The organism is Ruminococcus sp. Marseille-P6503 (assembly GCF_900604945.1).
GTDB lineage: Bacteria > Bacillota > Clostridia > Oscillospirales > Ruminococcaceae > FB2012.
In genome coordinates, this window is the sequence record NZ_UWPB01000001.1 from 462,538 (window position 1) to 479,473 (window position 16,936).

General features: G+C 44.0%; 18 protein-coding genes. 11 read left to right on the forward strand and 7 right to left on the reverse strand.

Annotated elements, in window-relative coordinates:
- Positions 1-118 precede the first annotated feature (118 nt).
- Positions 119-1,054 carry a hypothetical protein gene (locus EIH25_RS02120; RefSeq protein WP_124098274.1) on the forward strand — a complete coding sequence of 312 codons (936 nt, stop codon included), beginning with the start codon at positions 119-121 and terminating at the stop codon, positions 1,052-1,054.
- Between the two features lie 52 nt (positions 1,055-1,106).
- Here EIH25_RS02120 and EIH25_RS02125 read toward each other — a convergent pair whose 3' ends face one another.
- Entirely contained in the window at positions 1,107-1,307 is a 201-nt protein-coding gene (locus EIH25_RS02125; RefSeq protein ID WP_124098275.1) for a hypothetical protein, read from the reverse strand.
- 337 nt (positions 1,308-1,644) lie between these two features.
- Between EIH25_RS02125 and EIH25_RS02130 the strand changes: the two genes are divergently transcribed.
- The 4 genes from EIH25_RS02130 (at position 1,645) to gpmI (ending at position 6,015) form a co-directional block, all read left to right on the forward strand.
- A complete protein-coding gene (locus tag EIH25_RS02130) occupies positions 1,645-2,862 on the forward strand; it encodes a phosphoglycerate kinase (protein WP_124098276.1) in 1,218 nt (405 codons plus the stop codon).
- Between the two features lie 87 nt (positions 2,863-2,949).
- On the forward strand, positions 2,950-3,558 hold the full coding sequence (locus tag EIH25_RS02135) for a DUF3592 domain-containing protein (RefSeq protein ID WP_124098277.1): 609 nt from the start codon (positions 2,950-2,952) through the stop codon (positions 3,556-3,558).
- A 38-nt stretch (positions 3,559-3,596) separates the two neighbouring features.
- On the forward strand, positions 3,597-4,373 hold the full coding sequence (tpiA, locus tag EIH25_RS02140) for a triose-phosphate isomerase (RefSeq protein ID WP_124098278.1): 777 nt from the start codon (positions 3,597-3,599) through the stop codon (positions 4,371-4,373).
- Positions 4,374-4,428: 55 nt separating this feature from the next.
- Complete coding sequence (gene gpmI / locus EIH25_RS02145) at positions 4,429-6,015, forward strand: 2,3-bisphosphoglycerate-independent phosphoglycerate mutase (protein WP_124098279.1); 1,587 nt, start codon at positions 4,429-4,431, stop codon at positions 6,013-6,015.
- A gap of 62 nt (positions 6,016-6,077) precedes the next feature.
- Here gpmI and EIH25_RS02150 read toward each other — a convergent pair whose 3' ends face one another.
- Positions 6,078-7,139: a HAMP domain-containing sensor histidine kinase gene (locus tag EIH25_RS02150; protein WP_124098280.1), complete on the reverse strand. Its 1,062-nt coding sequence runs from the start codon at positions 7,137-7,139 to the stop codon at positions 6,078-6,080.
- Positions 7,140-7,519: 380 nt separating this feature from the next.
- On the opposite strand from EIH25_RS02150, the gene gap reads away from it, so the two are divergent.
- On the forward strand, positions 7,520-8,557 hold the full coding sequence (gap, locus tag EIH25_RS02155; protein ID WP_124098281.1) for a type I glyceraldehyde-3-phosphate dehydrogenase: 1,038 nt from the start codon (positions 7,520-7,522) through the stop codon (positions 8,555-8,557).
- Between the two features lie 90 nt (positions 8,558-8,647).
- Here the strand turns inward: gap and EIH25_RS02160 are convergent, their stop codons facing one another.
- Positions 8,648-8,875 carry a hypothetical protein gene (locus EIH25_RS02160; RefSeq protein WP_124098282.1) on the reverse strand — a complete coding sequence of 76 codons (228 nt, stop codon included), beginning with the start codon at positions 8,873-8,875 and terminating at the stop codon, positions 8,648-8,650.
- 165 nt (positions 8,876-9,040) lie between these two features.
- Between EIH25_RS02160 and EIH25_RS02165 the strand changes: the two genes are divergently transcribed.
- Positions 9,041-9,385 carry a helix-turn-helix transcriptional regulator gene (locus EIH25_RS02165; protein ID WP_124098283.1) on the forward strand — a complete coding sequence of 115 codons (345 nt, stop codon included), beginning with the start codon at positions 9,041-9,043 and terminating at the stop codon, positions 9,383-9,385.
- 725 nt (positions 9,386-10,110) lie between these two features.
- Here the strand turns inward: EIH25_RS02165 and EIH25_RS02175 are convergent.
- A complete protein-coding gene (locus tag EIH25_RS02175; RefSeq protein ID WP_124098285.1) occupies positions 10,111-10,365 on the reverse strand; it encodes a DUF4190 domain-containing protein in 255 nt (84 codons plus the stop codon).
- 140 nt (positions 10,366-10,505) lie between these two features.
- Here EIH25_RS02175 and EIH25_RS02180 point away from each other — a divergent pair, with 140 nt between their 5' ends.
- From EIH25_RS02180 to EIH25_RS02190, 3 genes are all read left to right on the forward strand, one after another.
- Entirely contained in the window at positions 10,506-10,712 is a 207-nt protein-coding gene (locus EIH25_RS02180) for a helix-turn-helix transcriptional regulator (RefSeq protein WP_124098286.1), read from the forward strand.
- Between the two features lie 189 nt (positions 10,713-10,901).
- Positions 10,902-11,192, forward strand: a complete 291-nt coding sequence (locus EIH25_RS02185) for a hypothetical protein (protein ID WP_124098287.1) — start codon at positions 10,902-10,904, stop codon at positions 11,190-11,192.
- An 18-nt stretch (positions 11,193-11,210) separates the two neighbouring features.
- Positions 11,211-12,479 (forward strand): replication-associated recombination protein A, encoded by a 1,269-nt coding sequence (locus EIH25_RS02190; protein ID WP_206425674.1) that lies wholly within the window; start codon positions 11,211-11,213, stop codon positions 12,477-12,479.
- A gap of 65 nt (positions 12,480-12,544) precedes the next feature.
- Here EIH25_RS02190 and EIH25_RS02195 read toward each other — a convergent pair whose 3' ends face one another.
- Complete coding sequence (locus tag EIH25_RS02195) at positions 12,545-13,465, reverse strand: S1 RNA-binding domain-containing protein (protein WP_124098288.1); 921 nt, start codon at positions 13,463-13,465, stop codon at positions 12,545-12,547.
- A gap of 465 nt (positions 13,466-13,930) precedes the next feature.
- Between EIH25_RS02195 and EIH25_RS02200 the strand changes: the two genes are divergently transcribed.
- On the forward strand, positions 13,931-14,815 hold the full coding sequence (locus tag EIH25_RS02200; protein WP_124098289.1) for a fibronectin type III domain-containing protein: 885 nt from the start codon (positions 13,931-13,933) through the stop codon (positions 14,813-14,815).
- A gap of 204 nt (positions 14,816-15,019) precedes the next feature.
- Here the strand turns inward: EIH25_RS02200 and EIH25_RS02205 are convergent, their stop codons facing one another.
- Together EIH25_RS02205 and EIH25_RS02210 are read right to left on the reverse strand one after the other, a co-directional pair.
- A complete protein-coding gene (locus EIH25_RS02205) occupies positions 15,020-15,364 on the reverse strand; it encodes an arsenate reductase family protein (protein ID WP_124099633.1) in 345 nt (114 codons plus the stop codon).
- Positions 15,365-15,484: 120 nt separating this feature from the next.
- The gene (locus EIH25_RS02210) at positions 15,485-16,936 is read right to left on the reverse strand and encodes a hypothetical protein (protein ID WP_124098290.1); all 1,452 of its coding nucleotides are present in this window, start codon (positions 16,934-16,936) and stop codon (positions 15,485-15,487) included.

Genomic DNA, 16,936 nt, shown 5'->3' on the forward strand with positions numbered 1-16,936 from the left:
GGTCACCGATAAACCTCTATAATATTGTGTCAAATGGCATTGATTATTTGTTATAATTATGTTAAAATTAATATGTGATATTATTTCACACCAAAGTATAAAATAAAGGAGAAACATTATGAAAAAGATTTCAGCAATAGTAATTTCGCTGATTATGACCTGCGCGGTTTTTGCTTCCTGCGAAAATGACGATTCCAGCAGCGAAAAGACTTCAGACAGCAAAACGGAGGTAACATCGTCCTCGGCGGCTGAAGAATCCGCGGCAGAGTCGGAAGCGGAATCAGGTACGGACGGCGATACTCGTTTGGCTGAGGCGTATACGGCCAAGCTCGACAGCGGCGAATACATAATGGATGTGACGATCACCTCTGACCTGACGGGAGAAATGCCGTGCGTAATTTCAGCCAAGAACGGAAATTACTACGTTAAAACAACTGTAATGGGAGTCGAAGCAGAGGTTTATGTTATTGACGGAACAGGCTATATGATTATGCCTGACCTGGAGGCTTATCAGAATATTGAGCTTGATGATTTGGGCGTTGATACCTTCGCTCTGGATGATTCGTACGAATATGTTGAAACAAAGGAAGAGGACGGACTTACTGTCGAGGTGTATAAGGCTGAATACAGTGATGATTATGATCTGGAAATCGACAGCTCCGAGGACGGCGATGACGTTAGCGAAGCGGAGGATGACTACGCTCTTGTTTCAACTGTTACATATTATTTTGATGAAAGCGGAGAGCTTAAAAAGGTCGTTACCAGCGACGAGCTGAGCGGCGAAACGACGGCAGTCATAAATTCGCTGGAATGGACTGCGGACGATATTGCTCAGCCTGATCTTTCAGGGCTTACAGAACTGACTGAGGACGCGGAGCTGAGTGAGGAGGCCCAGCTTAAGCTTACTCTTTCAATGTTCGGCGTTACAGAGAAAATGCTCACCGAAGCGGGCTACACATATGCCGATCTTCTTGCTCTCGATGAAGAAGAGCTTATGGCTGTTCTGGCGGAACTCGGAATTGATATGTCTTCACTTATGGGAGATATTGAATAATAAGCAAAATAAAAAGCAGACGGGCTTCGTCTGCTTTTTATTTACAGCTGTTTTAAAGCGGAACTGCATCTCCTTCTATCGTTACAGGAACATCGTCCTGAATGGAAATTGAATAGTGGTAGAAGCTTTTCAGCAGAGGAACCTCTTCACCGTCTATAATGACCGTTTCGCGCTCATTGAATAATTTAAAACCCAGCGGCGCGGCGAGAACAACTGCAAGAGCTATAATTGCCGCTTTTTTGATTCTTTTCATTTGTATCAGGTCCTTTCAAAAAAAATTAATCAGATTTTTGTCTGATCATATTACAATTATACCAGTTTTATTTTATATTTCAAGCATAAATTGTGCAGAATATATATGGTTTTGGATTTTTTAGATGATTAAACAAAAATAATGTTCTGAATTGTGTATAATCAACAAAATAAAATACCAATTATCCTTTTGCGTATTCAAAAAATTTGTTTTTACCTCTTGATTTTTTGGTCAGTATAATATATAATTAAAGTTGTTAAAATAATAACAACGGAAAATTCTGTGTTAAGAATCGGGGCTTTCCCCTGAAAATTATAATGAGAGGATGTCAGGTAATATGGCAGGTTTAAACAAGGTTACGGTTGACGACATTAGCGTTAAGGGCAAGAAGGTTCTTGTCAGAGTAGATTTCAATGTTCCGCTCAAGGACGGCGTTATCACAAATGACAACAGAATCACCGCGGCTCTTCCTACTATTAAAAAGCTGGTTTCCGACGGCGGAAAGGTAGTTCTTTGCTCGCATCTCGGCAAGCCTAAGAACGGTCCTGAGGATAAGTTCTCGCTGGCTCCCGCAGCTGCAAGACTGGCGGAGCTTCTGCCTGAAACAAAGGTTACTTTTGCCAAGGATGATACTGTTGCAGGCGACAATGCAAAAAAGGCTGTTGCTGACATGAACGACGGTGAAATCGTTGTTCTGGAAAACACCAGATTCCGCGGCGCTGAGGAAACAAAGAACGGCGAGGGCTTTGCTAAGGAGCTTGCAGAGCTGGTAGACGGCGAAGTATTCGTTATGGACGCTTTCGGCTCGGCTCACAGAGCGCACGCTTCCACAGCGGGAGTAACAAAGTTTGTTAAGGAAACTGCCGTAGGCTATCTGATGCAGAAGGAGATCAACTTCCTCGGAAATGCAGTTGAGGATCCTGTAAGACCCTTTGTTGCGATTCTGGGAGGCGCTAAGGTTGCAGACAAGCTCAACGTTATAAACAATCTCATTGAAAAATGCGATACTCTTATTATCGGCGGAGGAATGGCTTATACCTTCCTCAAGGCTCAGGGCAGGGAAGTCGGCACTTCGCTGGTTGACGATACCAAGCTTGATTACTGCAAGGAAATGATTGAAAAGGCGGCTAAGGCCGGCAAGAAGCTGCTTCTGCCTGTTGACACGACTGTTGCTTCGGCTTTTCCTGATCCCATCGACGCTGAGATCAGCGTTGAGGTAGTAGAGGATATTCCTGCCGACAAGATGGGTCTTGATATCGGTACAAAGACGGCAGAAATGTATGCCGAGGCTGTAAAGAGCGCAAAGACCGTAGTTTGGAACGGTCCTATGGGCGTTTTTGAAAACCCTGTTCTTGCTAAGGGCACTATTGCCGTTGCAAAGAGCCTTGCGGAAACTGACGCTACTACGATTATCGGAGGCGGCGATTCTGCGGCTGCGGTTATTCAGCTTGGCTTTGCCGATAAGATGAGCCATATTTCCACAGGCGGCGGAGCTTCTCTGGAATACCTTGAGGGCAAGGTTCTGCCGGGTATCGACGTAATTGCCGATAAATAATTTCAGGACTATACAGTTAGCCCTGTATTAACTGCAAATAAATTCGGGGCGGTAATTTTTGTCGCCCCGTTTTTTGGAGTGTAGCGTATGAATGACGTTATCAGCCGCACTGTCTGTCTTGCCTCTGAGGGGGACGACGGAACATGGGTCGGCAAGGCTGGATTTTTCATCGATTACATGAACGTAGTCGCAATTGTGCTGATCGCTGTCGGCATTGCGATAATTTATTTCGGTGTGAAGCTTCTGAAAGGCTATACGTTTCATCCCGACGAAACGGTCGTTGTTGAAAAAGATAAGCATTTTGAGCTTATAAATGCCGATATTGCTGAACGGCGCGTGACAGAAATCCCTAATTACTCCGCTTCTGCCAAGGGCGGAGGAAACGACGTATTCAAAGAGCTGAGGATCACCTATACCGTTGACGGAGAAGAGTATTCTGAGTGGATAAGCGATTTCGGAGGATACGGGAATACTGTTCCTGTCAGGTATAATCCCGATGATCCGAAGGACTTTTATGTTTACGAGGGTGACGATGCTCCCGAGAGCCTACCGGATGAAAGCGGCAGTCTTGCCGGTAACGAGGACAATGATTCCGATGACAGCCCGTCGAAGGGGCTGGGATTGGTTGTTCTTATCGTCGGCGGACTGATTTCCGTACTGGGCGTGGGATTTCTTATTGATTTTCTGACGAGATAAATATTTACATACAAATTATGATAAAAGGAGTTTTTAAAATGAAAAAGAGTGTAAGAAAGGCTATTATTGCCGGTAACTGGAAGATGAACAAGACAAGACCTGAGGCTAAGGAGCTTCTTGAAGCTATCAAGCCGCTGGTTGCAAACGCTGACGGCAAGGTCGAGGTAATTGCCTGCGTTCCTTTTACGAACCTTGAAACCGCTGTAAATACAACGGCAGGCTCTAACGTAAAGATCGGCGCTGAGAACGTTCACTTTGAAAAGAGCGGCGCTTTTACAGGCGAGATTTCCGCCGATATGCTGACGGAGCTGGGAGTAGAGTATGTTGTTATCGGACACTCCGAGAGAAGACAGTATTTCGGCGAAACCGACGAAACTGTAAACAAGAGAACGAAGGCGGCGCTTGCGGCAGGTCTGAAGCCTATCGTCTGCGTTGGCGAGCTGCTGTGGGAGCGCGAGTGCAATATTACAGAGGAGGTTATCGCCCGTCAGATCAAGCTTGACCTTTTTGACGTTTCAGCTGAGGACGTAAAGAAAACGGTTATCGCTTACGAGCCCGTATGGGCTATCGGAACCGGCAAAACGGCTACAGCGGATCAGGCTGAAGAGGTATGCGCGTTTATCCGCGCGACTCTCGCTAAGCTTTACGACGAGGAAACCGCGCAGGCTGTAACGATCCAGTACGGCGGCTCTATGAACGCGAAAAACTGCGCTGAGCTGCTTGCAAAGGAGAACGTTGACGGCGGACTTATCGGCGGAGCTTCGCTTAAGGCGGAGGATTTCAATACTATAGTTCAGGCGGCCGTAGAGGGCTGATTATCCTGACTATGAATAATATTGTTTTTGAGTTATCAGAAAGGAATAGGAAATTATGTCAACTAAAAAACCTGTAGTGCTTGTAGTTATGGACGGCGTGGGCTTTTCCAAGTCAGGGATCGGCGACGCGGTTTCGGAGGCTAATACCCCTACTCTCGATATGCTTCTGAAAGAGTATCCCCATACTTCTCTCAAAGCTCACGGCGACGCGGTAGGTCTGCCCTCAGATGACGATATGGGCAACTCCGAGGTAGGTCATAACGCGCTTGGCTGCGGACAGATATATTCTCAGGGAGCCAAGCTTGTTAATGAGTCTATTGAAAGCGGAAAAATGTTTGGTTCCGATACATGGAAATCCCTGGTGTCAAATGTAATGGAAAATAAGTCCGTAATGCATTTTATCGGACTGCTTTCCGACGGAAACGTTCATTCAAATATTTCACATCTGAAGATAATGATAAAAAGGGCCAAGGAGGAGGGCGTTTCCAAGGTGAGATGCCATATCCTGCTGGACGGAAGAGACGTTCCCGCTACTTCCGGCATGGCTTATATCGAGGATCTGGAGAACTGTCTTGCTTCGCTTAACGATGAAAGCTTTGACGGAAGGATTGCCTCCGGCGGAGGAAGAATGAAAATAACTATGGACAGATATCAGGCTGACTGGAATATGGTCAAGCTGGGCTGGGACACTCATGTTAAGGGCGAGGGCAGAATGTTCGCCACTGCGGCGGAGGCTTATACCGTTCTGCGTGAGGAAACCGGAGCTATCGACCAGGATCTGCCTCCGTTCGTTATTGGTGAAAACGGCGTTCCCGCCGGAAAGATATGCGATAACGACAGCGTTATTCTGTTCAACTTCCGCGGCGACAGAGCTATCGAGCTTTCTATGGCGTTTGACGAGCCTGATTTCGATAAATTCGACAAGGGCGGCTATGATCCTAAGGTTATGTATGCCGGAATGCTCCAGTATGACGGCGACCTTAACCTGCCGAAAAATTATCTTGTAAATCCTCCCGAGATAACCAATACGCTTTCCGAGGTGCTGGTAAAGAACGGGCTGAGCAGCTATGCTGTTTCAGAAACTCAGAAATACGGTCATGTAACCTATTTCTGGAACGGCAATAAGTCAGAGAAATTTTCAGAGGAGCTTGAAACCTGGAACGAGATACCGTCAGACAGAGTGTCTTTCGACCAGCGACCGTGGATGAAGTCGGCGGAGGTTACAGACGATATGATAGCTGCTATCAGGTCGCAGAAGTATGACTTTATCAGGTGCAATTATCCCAACGGCGATATGGTGGGACATACCGGAAACATGGACGCTACGATCATCGGCGTTGAGTCTGTGGATCTTGGTCTTGCAAGGCTTATCAAGGTCTGCGAGGAATATAACTGCACGCTTCTTGTTACGGCTGACCACGGCAATGCCGACGAGATGCTGGAGAAAAACAAAAAGGGCGAAATTGCGGTAAGGACCGCTCATTCGCTCAACAGAGTTCCGTTCATTATCTGGGACAAGGAAACACGTCATGAAATTATTGACGCCGGCAGCGCAAAGTACGGTCTTGCCAACGTAGCGCCTACAGTGGCAAAGCTGCTGGGTATCGAGGCTCCTGAATGCTGGGAGGATCCGATGATATAAGGCTTAAACAGCTGTGAAAAAGAATATCCGTATGCGGCTTTTGCGGCTGCATACGGATATTTTTATTTTATGGGATCAAGTCCTTTTGAAATAATACAGTACTGCGGGTCGTACTGCGAAATTATAGGAGGAAATCTTCTGAGTCTGAAAACCTTGGGGACAGAGTTCGGATTTCTCGGAAGTAAAATTCTGACTGTCAGCCCGCCTTCAGGCGAATTTTCAATTTCAACTGTTCCCCCGAAGGTATCCGCCATAGCTTTAACGACTGCAAGCCCCAGCGATTCATGCTGTGAAAATTCCTTGAAGCCCGCGTTAAAATCCAGATATTTCTTTATTTCAGACATATTTGCACAGGTTCCGTTGTCAGATACCGAAATGCAGGCGTTATGGCTGTCGGCAGTCAGCTCGAGAGTTATTTCTTTATGCTTGGAATCGTTATACATATATGCGTTGATTATCAGATTAAGAAGAGCAGCTTCAAACCGCGAATAATTGATATTAATATATACCGACTCGGCGACGCTTGTTTTAAATGAGCACATATTGCTTTCAAGCATAGGTCGAACCCATTCCGCGGTTTCTTCAAGCCTTTGGGATAAACAAAGATATTCAGTTGAGATGCCGCCTGCATAATATTTGGATATTTCGTTCATATTAACTGTTGAGGCAATGGTACGGAGCACATGGTATCTGGTCCTGCTGTCAAGCGCTGAAATATTCTCATCTCCGGGAAAGCGATCCTTGGCTGAATCCATCAGATTTATGATTTCAGAAAGCTCAAGCCTTATATTTCCCAGGAAATTATTTTTATAGCTTAAAAGCTCGGAACGGCATAAAAGAGTGTGGATCTCGTTTGGATGAAAAAATTCTATCTTATAAAGCCGCAGAACGCCGTTTTCATATAACGGAGTTATTCTGGAGGCGTCTCCTGAGCAGAAAGCCGCAATAACTTCTTTTTCAATGGGAAGCCGCAGCTTTTTGCCTCCTATTGTAAAATCGGAAAGAAATAAATTGTCGGGGATTTGTTCGTGATTTCTCCACAACATTCTAAATCTGCTGTCAACCGCGGCAATATAGAAGTCTGAATCCGAATACATTTGCTTCAAGCATTGCAGCAACTCCATAAAAGCCACTACCCCTCTCCTTCTGCCGAAAAAATCAGTATTACTGAGTTTTGGCAAAACCTAATTTCATATATTATACAATATCTAAAAATAATAGTCAAGAAACATCAATCGACAAAAATTACACAAATATAGCTTCAATGTAAATTTTTAAACAAAAAATCATAAGTTTTAGAATAAACATATTATTTGTCGATTTATGTCCTGAAAGGAAGGGGAGTATAGATAATGCCGCCGGCGGAATTTTTTCTTTGCTGCTTCAAAAAGGATATAAAAGAAAAAGTATGAAAAATTCCGTTATATTTTTTATAAAAGTACTTGCAAAAGCAAGTGGAATGTAGTATAATAATTGTAGAATTTTTTTAGGAGGTAAATTAATTATGGCAGTTAAAGTCGCAATTAATGGTTTTGGACGTATTGGACGTCTTGCATTCAGACAGATGTTCGGCGCAGAGGGTTATGAGGTTGTCGCTATCAACGATCTTACAAAGCCTTCAATGCTGGCGGATCTTCTTAAGTATGATACAGCACAGGGCGGTTACTGCGGTAAGATCGGTGAGAATCTCCACACTGTAGAGGCTGACGACGAGGCAGGCACTATTACAGTTGACGGCAAGACTCTTAAAATCTACGCAATGGCTAACGCAGCTGAGCTTCCTTGGGGAGAGATCGGCGTAGACGTTGTTCTCGAGTGCACAGGCTTCTATTGTTCAAAGGCTAAATCACAGGCTCACATTGACGCTGGCGCTAAGAAGGTTGTTATTTCCGCTCCTGCCGGCAACGATCTGCCTACTGTCGTATACTCTGTAAATGAAAAGACTCTTACTGCTGACGATACTATTATTTCAGCAGCTTCATGTACAACAAACTGTCTGGCTCCTATGGCTAAGGCTCTTAACGATTACGCTCCTATCCAGAGCGGTATCATGTCTACCATTCACGCTTATACCGGCGACCAGATGATTCTTGACGGTCCTCACAGAAAGGGCGATATGAGAAGAGCAAGAGCAGGCGCTGCAAACATTGTTCCTAACTCCACAGGCGCGGCTAAGGCTATCGGTCTTGTTATTCCTGAGCTTAACGGAAAGCTTATCGGCTCCGCTCAGAGAGTTCCTGTTCCGACCGGTTCTACAACTATTCTTACTGCTGTAGTTAAGGGTTCAGACGTAACTGTTGAGGGAATCAATGCCGCTATGAAGGCTGCTTCTTCCGAGTCCTTCGGCTACAACACCGATCCTATCGTTTCTTCCGACGTTATCGGTATGAAGTACGGTTCACTGTTTGACGCTACTCAGACAATGGTATCCAAGATTTCCGACGACCTCTATGAGGTTCAGGTTGTTTCCTGGTACGACAACGAGAATTCTTACACATCTCAGATGGTAAGAACAATCAAGTATTTTGCTGAGCTTGGCTAAAATATAATATAAGATAAGAGTGAAAAAGCCGCCCTTTAGGGCGGCTTTTTTATATGTATAAGAAGCAGTTTTGCTGTATGCGGACGCGCCTTAATACACCTCATAGCTTCCGTTTGTAAATATCTTAAAAGTAAGGGAAACCGTGTCGTTGATATTTACGTTAAATTCGGTGTATTCCGAATAGGGATCGAGTCTTATTGTTTTGGTTTCAAGGTGTGCAATTTTCAGCTGCTTGATTTTCTTAGCTCCGGACAATTTAAATTTGTCCGTTTTTTTTATTTCTTTGCACAAAAATTTGTTGAAATTGTTTTTTATCATTTTTTATTCCTCCATAGCTAGATATTTCTACTGTTATTTTAGCATGTTTCAACGCTCTTGTCAACATCTATAGAGTATAAAAATTACTCTATAGATGTTTGTATAAACCATATAAGCGGGATATAATATTTATAACAACACTTTTAGAGCAGAAAGGGATTTTCTATGGAGCGCAGCGATATATCTGCGGAAATCGGCTTGAATATAAAGAACGAGCGCAGACGTAAAAATTTAAGTCAGGAAGCACTGGCTCTTGATTCAAATATACATCCTTCTTATTTCGGCTGTATTGAGCGCGGAGAAAAATGTCCGACTGTTGAAACGCTTTATAAGATCAGCAAGGCGCTGGACGTGCCTTTGTCCCGGCTTATAAAGGTAGATGAAAACGGCGGAGACGGAAATGGTATTTCTCCTGAGGACAGAATTATTGAAATTCTCAAAAGCCTTCCTGCCGATAAAATGGATAAGTTCGCCGATATACTTGAAGATATCAGCGGACTTCTTAAGTAAATATTTATATGTAATCTGTTGCGCCGGCGCAATTCCCGAATGAATTGGTTGGAAATTAACTTTTATAGGATTTATAATTAAACGCCGCCGCGGTATTTTAAAATGCCGCGGCGGCGTTTTTGTTTGTTGTTTATTTCGTATCGGGTAATCAAAAAGTATTTCATAAATAGATTAAATATAACCTCCGAGTATGATAAAACAGTAAAGGTGTGGCGAAAGCGTTACTATGATAAAAATACAAGGAGGTTATCAACAAAGAAATAAAGTAATTTGCAGTATTTATACCTTTATAAATCAAAATGTTTTACACACAGTCAAAAACAGAAACAAAATTTCTTAAAATGAAATACAAGCCTAACAAAAGAGTAAAAACAGCTGCAAACTTACAGCTTCTCGGAAAAATAGCAATATGCTTTCCGAAATATAATGTAAGAGCTTCAATGTAAAATATTCCGCCGGTAATACAGCATAAAAACGGAACTATGTTATACCTGAGCGAAGTTATTAATTCGCCTCTTAATAATGCTTTTACGCTTCTTGTATTTCCGCAGGCGGGACAAAGCCACCCTGTTGCTTCATAAAACCAACATTCAGGAAAATGTTGGGTAATATTGAATATGACCTGACGGAAAACAACCGCACTTGATATTATTAAAGGCACGGCAAGCACAGCGGACTTTTTCAGCGCGTTACCGTATGTATTATTTTTATCCATTTTACAAATATTAAAAAAGCGAATTTAAAATTGAACTTCCCGTTACAATAACGATTATTGTGGGAACAAGACTTATAATACTTGTAACCAACCCTGCTACGGCCATTCCCTTGCCGCCTTTTTTAGTAGCAAGACTTGCTCCGCCGAGAATCACGCCAATTATTGCACATGGAATTGAAATAAACGCGAAACAAGAGAACACTATTGAACATATTCCCAATACCATTGACGCAACAGATAAACCAACACTATTTTTTTCTTCCATTTTTCAACACTCCATTATATTTTTTTAGTACCTAAAAGTACTATAACTTAATAATACTCTTTTTTTGTGTTATTGTCAATAGTACTAAATAGTATTAAAATCATTTTCTACATAATGCATAAATTTTCGAGGTGAATTTTATGTATTTTCCAAGATTGCGAGATCTTAGGGAAGATAGAGATCTGAATCAGACTCAAGTGGCAAAGCTTCTCTTTACCAGTCAAACGGTATATTCAAGATATGAACGCGGGGTTTTAACGATACCGGTTGAGCATTTGCTTATTTTAGCGGATTTTTACGATGTTTCAACCGATTATATTCTCGGAAGGACAAACAAAAAGAAATAAAAAGGTCTGTGTGACTTTTAAGACTGTGAGCCGGCTGCTGAAATAAAATTTAAGCGGTAATTGCTAAGTATCGTTCCGCAGTATAACCTTTGCGGTCGGTTACTTATGTATTTAAACGTAAAAAGCCGTTGAAAATGCTCGTATATTGTGCTATAATAAAAGCAATAAAGTTTTTAGGGGGCTTTGACCGTGAACGAAGTTTTGCAGACCTTTCTTGACGAGGAGATAACCGACGCGGTTTATAACGAGCTTTGGAATTTCGTGTCCTCGGATTCGGTCGTAAGGGGAACCTTTGAGTGCTCGAACCATGTGGTCATGAAAATTTCATCGACTCAGTTTATTATCTACAGAATATGCGTGGGAATGGAAAACACCAAATGTCAGCCTGCCGTGCTGGCGGCGAGAACATATCTGCTGAAAAAAATAAACAGCAAGGCGTATGAAAGAAGACTGCCGGATATCCAGAATATTTTTGATTGATAAAGAGGAGATATAGCTATGCCGATTCCATTGGCTGAAAGAATACGTCCCAAGACTCTTGACGATGTGGTGGGGCAGCCGCACCTGCTGGGAAAAGATAAGCCGCTCCGGCGGATAATAGAAAGCGGCAGAATACCCAATATGATCTTCTACGGCTCCTCAGGTATCGGAAAGACTACGGTAGCAAGAATAATTGCCGAAAATGCTCATATGACGATGCATAAGCTTAACGGCACCTCCGCTTCTATCTCCGATATAAAGCAGATAGTGGCTGAAACGGAAACGTTCAGCGGAATAGGAGGAATACTGCTTTATCTCGATGAGATACAGTATCTTAATAAAAAACAGCAGCAGTCTTTGCTTGAGTATATCGAGAACGGAAGAATAACTCTTATTTCCTCAACTACGGAGAATCCCTATTTTTACGTTTACAACGCCATTATTAGCCGCTCTACGGTGTTTGAGTTCAAGCCGCTTACTCCGGAAGAGGTAATGCCGGCAATAAAACGCGCTTTTCAGATCTGCGCCGATGATCTAGGACTGAAGCTGAGGCTTGAAAGCGGAGTTTGCGAGCATATCGCCAGAGGCTGCGGAGGCGACGTCAGAAAGTCTGTCAATACCGTCGAGCTGTGTACCCTTTCGGCGGATAACGACGGCAGCTCGCTTACGGTAAGCCTGGATACGGTAAGGCTGCTTACTCAGCGCAGCAATATGAAATATGACCGTGACGGCGACCAGCATTACGATATTCTTTCAGCTTTGCAGAAATCGATCAGAGGGTCGGATGAGAACGCCGCGCTGCATTACGCCGCAAGACTTATCGAGGCGGGGGATATTATTTCGCTATCTCGCCGCCTGCTTGTCATCGCCAGCGAGGATGTGGGTCTGGCTTATCCTCAGGCGGCGGCGATTACCAAGGCGTGCGTAGACAGTGCAATGCAGCTTGGTCTGCCGGAAGCGAGAATACCGCTTGCCGAAGCGGTGGTGCTGCTTGCGACCGCGCCAAAATCAAACAGCTCCTATCTTGCAATGGACGCCGCTCTCGAGGACGTCAGACAGAGCGGAGCTCTGGATTTTCCAAGACAGCTCCAGAATAAGCATTTTGACGGAGAGGACGCTCAGGTAAAGGGTCAGCATTATCTGTATCCGCATGATTTTCCTAATCATTGGGTGGAGCAGCAGTATCTGCCCGACGCCTTAAAGGACAGGGTGTATTACAGATTCGGGGATAATAAGAACGAGCAGCTTGCCCTGCAGTACCGCAATAAGATCAGGGGCGGAAAATAAAAAACGGATCAGCGCAGTGTTTTTCTGTGGAAAATCGGCGTTGATCCGTTTGTTTTTTGTTGCGCTCAGAATTCCGTAACGATTGTTTTATCGGCAAGGGGAGTGGAGTATTCCCACCGGCTGATATGTCCGCTGCTGACGTAATATTTCAGCTTGGACGGGAAATTGGTATTTTCAAAAACGTCTACGATTATAAGCTTGACCTTCATTTTTTCCGGTATAAGCGCTTTTATGTATACGCTTGCCGCCTGACCCACCTGAACGTTGTCCCGCGGCTCGGCAAGTCCGGCAAGATTAGGCGCCAGCTCTATAAAAATGCCGTAGCTTTCAACCGAACGCACTATGCCGCCGACCGTTTGCCCTGCCTGAAAGTTTTCGGCGTTTTCCTGCCATGTTCCCAGCAGCTCTTTGTGCGAAAGACATATTCTGCCGTTTTCTACGGACTTTATCACTACGAATATATCCTGACCGTTATAGAATCTGTCGTTCGGGTGAGCTATTCTCGAAACGGAGATTGCGTCAATGGGAATAAGCGATGGGATTCCGCAGCCGACGTCTACAAAGCAGCCGAAGGGCTCAAGGTGCGTTACCTTAGCAGGGATTACGTCTCCGCTCTGAAGCAGAGAAATACAGCGCTCCATGCACTCCTCCTGAGCAAGCCTGCGGGAGAGCGTGTATATATTTTCTCCGTCGGAATTTTTTGATACGCCGAGTATTTTAAAGCAAACGGGTTTGTTGACTTTTGAAAGCAGCGCAATATCCCTGGTCGTACCTTCGGCGATTCCTATTGCCCCTTCTGTTCTGGGAATTATCCCCCTACCGCAGGGCAGATCAACGATAAGATTATGATCGCTGTCGCATATAACTGCCTGAGCTTCAAGAATCGCGTCGTGAGCGAACGCTTCCGCCATTGATTGTTCGCTTTTCAGGTAATTTCTGTTGCCCGCCGTGTCAAAAAGCTTTCCTTCCGGTAAATATTTTTTCATTTTAAACCTCTTTCTCCGCAGATTTTATATTCTTAACAGGTCTTTTTACTGCGGTATACAGACCTTGTTGAAATGCAACAAAGATTTATAGCTTACAGGATCAATTTGGTATACAAGCTACAAAAATATTACGCTTTGTTACTTTTTAAGGCTCAGTTAATTGTATGAGTGTTGACTGAAAAATAGTACAGTTTGTCCCTCAAAACCCGTAATACCGCATTTTCAGAAAAAAATCTGCAAAAAAAGCTTGACAAACGCTAAAATGTGTGTTACACTAATGTAGTGATTTGTAATGAATTTGTAACCAACCAAGCTTATAGGTTACAAATTGAGTAATAAATCTCATATCAAGCTAATAAACATTAATTGTGCCGCGAAAAAGCAAAGGTCTGCGGTCAGATTAAATGAAAGGGTGTGAAACGGCGGTTCGCATATGAAAAATATGAGAACAACAGCCAAATTATAATGAGCAGTACGCAGTGTGATTTTTTAACCAGGGTGAAGAAATCTGCTATTAGAACGATTACGGCGCTTATTGCCTGCTGTGTGGTGTTTACGGGATTCGGAGCCGAGATTTCTGCGTCCGCGGCCAGCGTCAAGCTTAGCAAGCCTGTGATGATTGCGGAAAAGAAATATGAAAGCGAAGCGACTCATCCGTACAACAAACAGACGAATACGCTTATCGTTGACTGGAAAAACGTTAAGAACGCAAAAAAATATGAGGTGTACATAAAGGGCGGAAAGTACAAGAGCTGGACCAAATACAAAACGGTTACCGCTTCAAAATGCAAGGTAACGGGTCTTGCGAGAACCACTACTTATAAATTTAAGGTAAGAGCTGTAAACGGCAAGACAAAGGGTTCGTTTTCATCAGTGCAGACGCTGAAAACCGCAAGAATGGATTTTGACAAGGGCGGCTGGGAGGCAATGTGCCGCATAGTTTATCACGAGGTAGGGCAGATGTCAGGATCAATGTGGGATAAACCGATCGTTTATGTTGCCGACTGCGTGGTAAACCGTTATGTCAGCGCAAAATACAACAACAGCAAGATTTGGGCTCCGTTCTATAAAAAGTATAAGAACGTTCAGGAAATAATATACAAGAGCGGCGGCTTTATGTCCGACGCGGGACTTACCAGAGACGGCGCTACCTATAAGAAAGTAACTTCAAGGGTAAAAACGGGAGTATACGGCGCGGTTTACGGAAAAACCTCTCTTAATGGCATAGCCAACGATTATAACGTATATTACTGGAGTAACAGAAGCTATTATTCAAAGGACAGCCGAATCGCGTATTCATTTAAAATTCCATGGGGCTATTTCAATATCTGGAGAAGCTATTGGGGCTGATAATTAAAAATACCCTTCGGTTCAGTGTGCATGAACCGGAGGGTTTATTTTATTGCGCCTGATGTAAATTCTGACAGCAGAAATCTGATTATTGAAATCTTATTAAAAAATGATATATTATTTATATCTCGGCTGCCGGCTGTCTGACTGCATTATGCAGATCAACAGAAGCGCTGCGGCCGTTCCGTTTTATTGTCAGCTGTATTAAAGATCGTCCCATTCAGCCGGTCTGAAGCCGACCAGAACTTTGTCGTTAGTTACAAGAATCGGACGTTTTACAAGCATTCCGTCGGTGGAAAGCAGCCTTAGCTGCTCTTCCTCGCTCATCTGCGGCAGCTTGTCTTTAAGCTCCAATGACTTATAAAGGGTTCCGCTTGTATTGAAAAATTTTTTGAGCGGCAGCCCGCTTTTTTCGTGCCAAGCTTTAAGCTCTTGGTATGACGGATTATTTTCTTTGATGTTTCTGCTTTCAAAGTCCAGATTTCTGGACTCAAGATATTTTCTTGCTTTTATGCAGGTGGTGCATTTAGGATAGTTTACAAACAGCATTTTTGTATTTCCTTTCATATTTATTACGCGGAAGATCTGAATATATGTCAAGACAGGAAGCCGGTATCTCGTATCTCAGCTTCCTGTCTTATGCGGTTATTTTATTCAGACGGCAGAACGTTACGGCTCTACAGGCTCAAATTCTATTCTTATTTCCGGCAGCTTTTCAATTACCGAGTAGGAATTATAAAGTCCGTCCTCAGCCGAAAGATCGTTTTCTCCGCTTGCCGGAGGAGCAAACAGCCTGAGCGTCAGGTCGCACGGACCTTCAAGCGGCTTTTCAAAGAAAGCGCTCATAAGATCTATAGTTCTGGCCTTGGGAGATTTGTAGAACCACTTGCCGTTTATCTCCAGCATGATGTTGGAATCGTCGTCAAAGGTAACCTCGCAGAAATGAGGATTCTTTTCAAAATGAAGCGGTATCTCTATACCCTCCGCGTCCTCAGAGCCGCCCCACCTGAGCTTGACGGGGAACTGAAGCTCTTCGCCTCTAACCATTTCAGGCTTAAAGAAATCGTCGTGAATGATTTCCTTATAGGTCTGCATAACAGGCTGCTCGATTCCGCAGTCGGGATAGTTCGGATCCTCTATCTCAAGACCCAGACGTCCTCTGTCCCTGAACTGATAGAAAGTAAAGCCGCTGAACCATTCCTCAGGATCGTTTTTAAGCATATCGCAGAATTCCTTTACCATGACAGCCTGATCGTAAGGTCCTGTAACATCTCCGTCGGCATTGAATTCGCTCATTACCATAGGCTTTGCTTCGCCGCCGTTGATAACCTTGAATCTGTTGTAGGACATCTTGGTAAGCTTATAGGTGTTCTCTACCGTATCTCTTTTGAACGACTTGTTTTCAGCGTCCTTCAGAGCGACGTCAAACGGCCAGCCCCAGTGCAGCGCCATATACTTGTCAACAGACCATATATCGGTTTCCCTGACAGCCTGAGAAAACTCCTTTTCCATAATTATTTCAGTTTCATTGGGGTCTTCTATGCCGCCTATGCACAGAATGGTTGAAACGTTGGGCGCATACTCCTTTATTATTCTGTTGAATCGGCAGTAGAAATCCGCGACTCCCTGATATCCTGCGTCCCCCGTTCTCTTTGTAAAGGAGAACCAGTTTCCCGTCGCTTCGTGATTAACTCTGAGCATCAGTCTGCCGAAAGGTCTGAGATCCTTTGCTATGGCGATAAGGTGCTCGTCGGAAACATTGGGATCAACGGTCAGAGTAAGGGTAACGTCCTGACCGTGACGGCGGACATCTCTCATATATGTAAAAGGTTCGTCGTCAGTGGTTCCGTTAAGACCGCCCTTGTATGTGAAATAATCGTCGTAAGGATAATCCCACTGGAAAGAAACGTCAGCGTCCTTCATGACCTCCGAGATCCTGCCCGGCCATTCCTTGTCAAGCGGATAGTAGCAGTACATCAGAGAAATACTTCTGTGAGGTCTGCCGAGCTTGTGAAGAATATAGTCCTGGTTTACATATTCTCCTCTTTCGGAGCCGTCGCCAAGGTCAACGGCGCATTTTGCTTTTCCCATATGAACGGAATATGCTTTTAATTCGCTCAT

What these genes read in the sequence shown, in the direction of transcription:
- EIH25_RS02160 (WP_124098282.1), bottom strand. Translation starts at nt 8,875, where the DNA reads ATGATAAAAAACAATTTCAACAAATTTTTGTGCAAAGAAATAAAAAAA.
- gap (WP_124098281.1), top strand. Translation starts at nt 7,520, where the DNA reads ATGGCAGTTAAAGTCGCAATTAATGGTTTTGGACGTATTGGACGTCTT.
- EIH25_RS02180 (WP_124098286.1), top strand. Translation starts at nt 10,506, where the DNA reads ATGTATTTTCCAAGATTGCGAGATCTTAGGGAAGATAGAGATCTGAAT.
- EIH25_RS02190 (WP_206425674.1), top strand. Translation starts at nt 11,211, where the DNA reads ATGCCGATTCCATTGGCTGAAAGAATACGTCCCAAGACTCTTGACGAT.
- gpmI (WP_124098279.1), top strand. Translation starts at nt 4,429, where the DNA reads ATGTCAACTAAAAAACCTGTAGTGCTTGTAGTTATGGACGGCGTGGGC.
- EIH25_RS02205 (WP_124099633.1), bottom strand. Translation starts at nt 15,364, where the DNA reads ATGCTGTTTGTAAACTATCCTAAATGCACCACCTGCATAAAAGCAAGA.
- EIH25_RS02200 (WP_124098289.1), top strand. Translation starts at nt 13,931, where the DNA reads ATGAGCAGTACGCAGTGTGATTTTTTAACCAGGGTGAAGAAATCTGCT.
- EIH25_RS02120 (WP_124098274.1), top strand. Translation starts at nt 119, where the DNA reads ATGAAAAAGATTTCAGCAATAGTAATTTCGCTGATTATGACCTGCGCG.
- EIH25_RS02210 (WP_124098290.1), bottom strand. Translation starts at nt 16,936, where the DNA reads ATGAGCGAATTAAAAGCATATTCCGTTCATATGGGAAAAGCAAAATGC.
- EIH25_RS02135 (WP_124098277.1), top strand. Translation starts at nt 2,950, where the DNA reads ATGAATGACGTTATCAGCCGCACTGTCTGTCTTGCCTCTGAGGGGGAC.
- EIH25_RS02130 (WP_124098276.1), top strand. Translation starts at nt 1,645, where the DNA reads ATGGCAGGTTTAAACAAGGTTACGGTTGACGACATTAGCGTTAAGGGC.
- EIH25_RS02150 (WP_124098280.1), bottom strand. Translation starts at nt 7,139, where the DNA reads ATGGAGTTGCTGCAATGCTTGAAGCAAATGTATTCGGATTCAGACTTC.
- EIH25_RS02195 (WP_124098288.1), bottom strand. Translation starts at nt 13,465, where the DNA reads ATGAAAAAATATTTACCGGAAGGAAAGCTTTTTGACACGGCGGGCAAC.
- EIH25_RS02125 (WP_124098275.1), bottom strand. Translation starts at nt 1,307, where the DNA reads ATGAAAAGAATCAAAAAAGCGGCAATTATAGCTCTTGCAGTTGTTCTC.
- EIH25_RS02175 (WP_124098285.1), bottom strand. Translation starts at nt 10,365, where the DNA reads ATGGAAGAAAAAAATAGTGTTGGTTTATCTGTTGCGTCAATGGTATTG.
- tpiA (WP_124098278.1), top strand. Translation starts at nt 3,597, where the DNA reads ATGAAAAAGAGTGTAAGAAAGGCTATTATTGCCGGTAACTGGAAGATG.
- EIH25_RS02165 (WP_124098283.1), top strand. Translation starts at nt 9,041, where the DNA reads ATGGAGCGCAGCGATATATCTGCGGAAATCGGCTTGAATATAAAGAAC.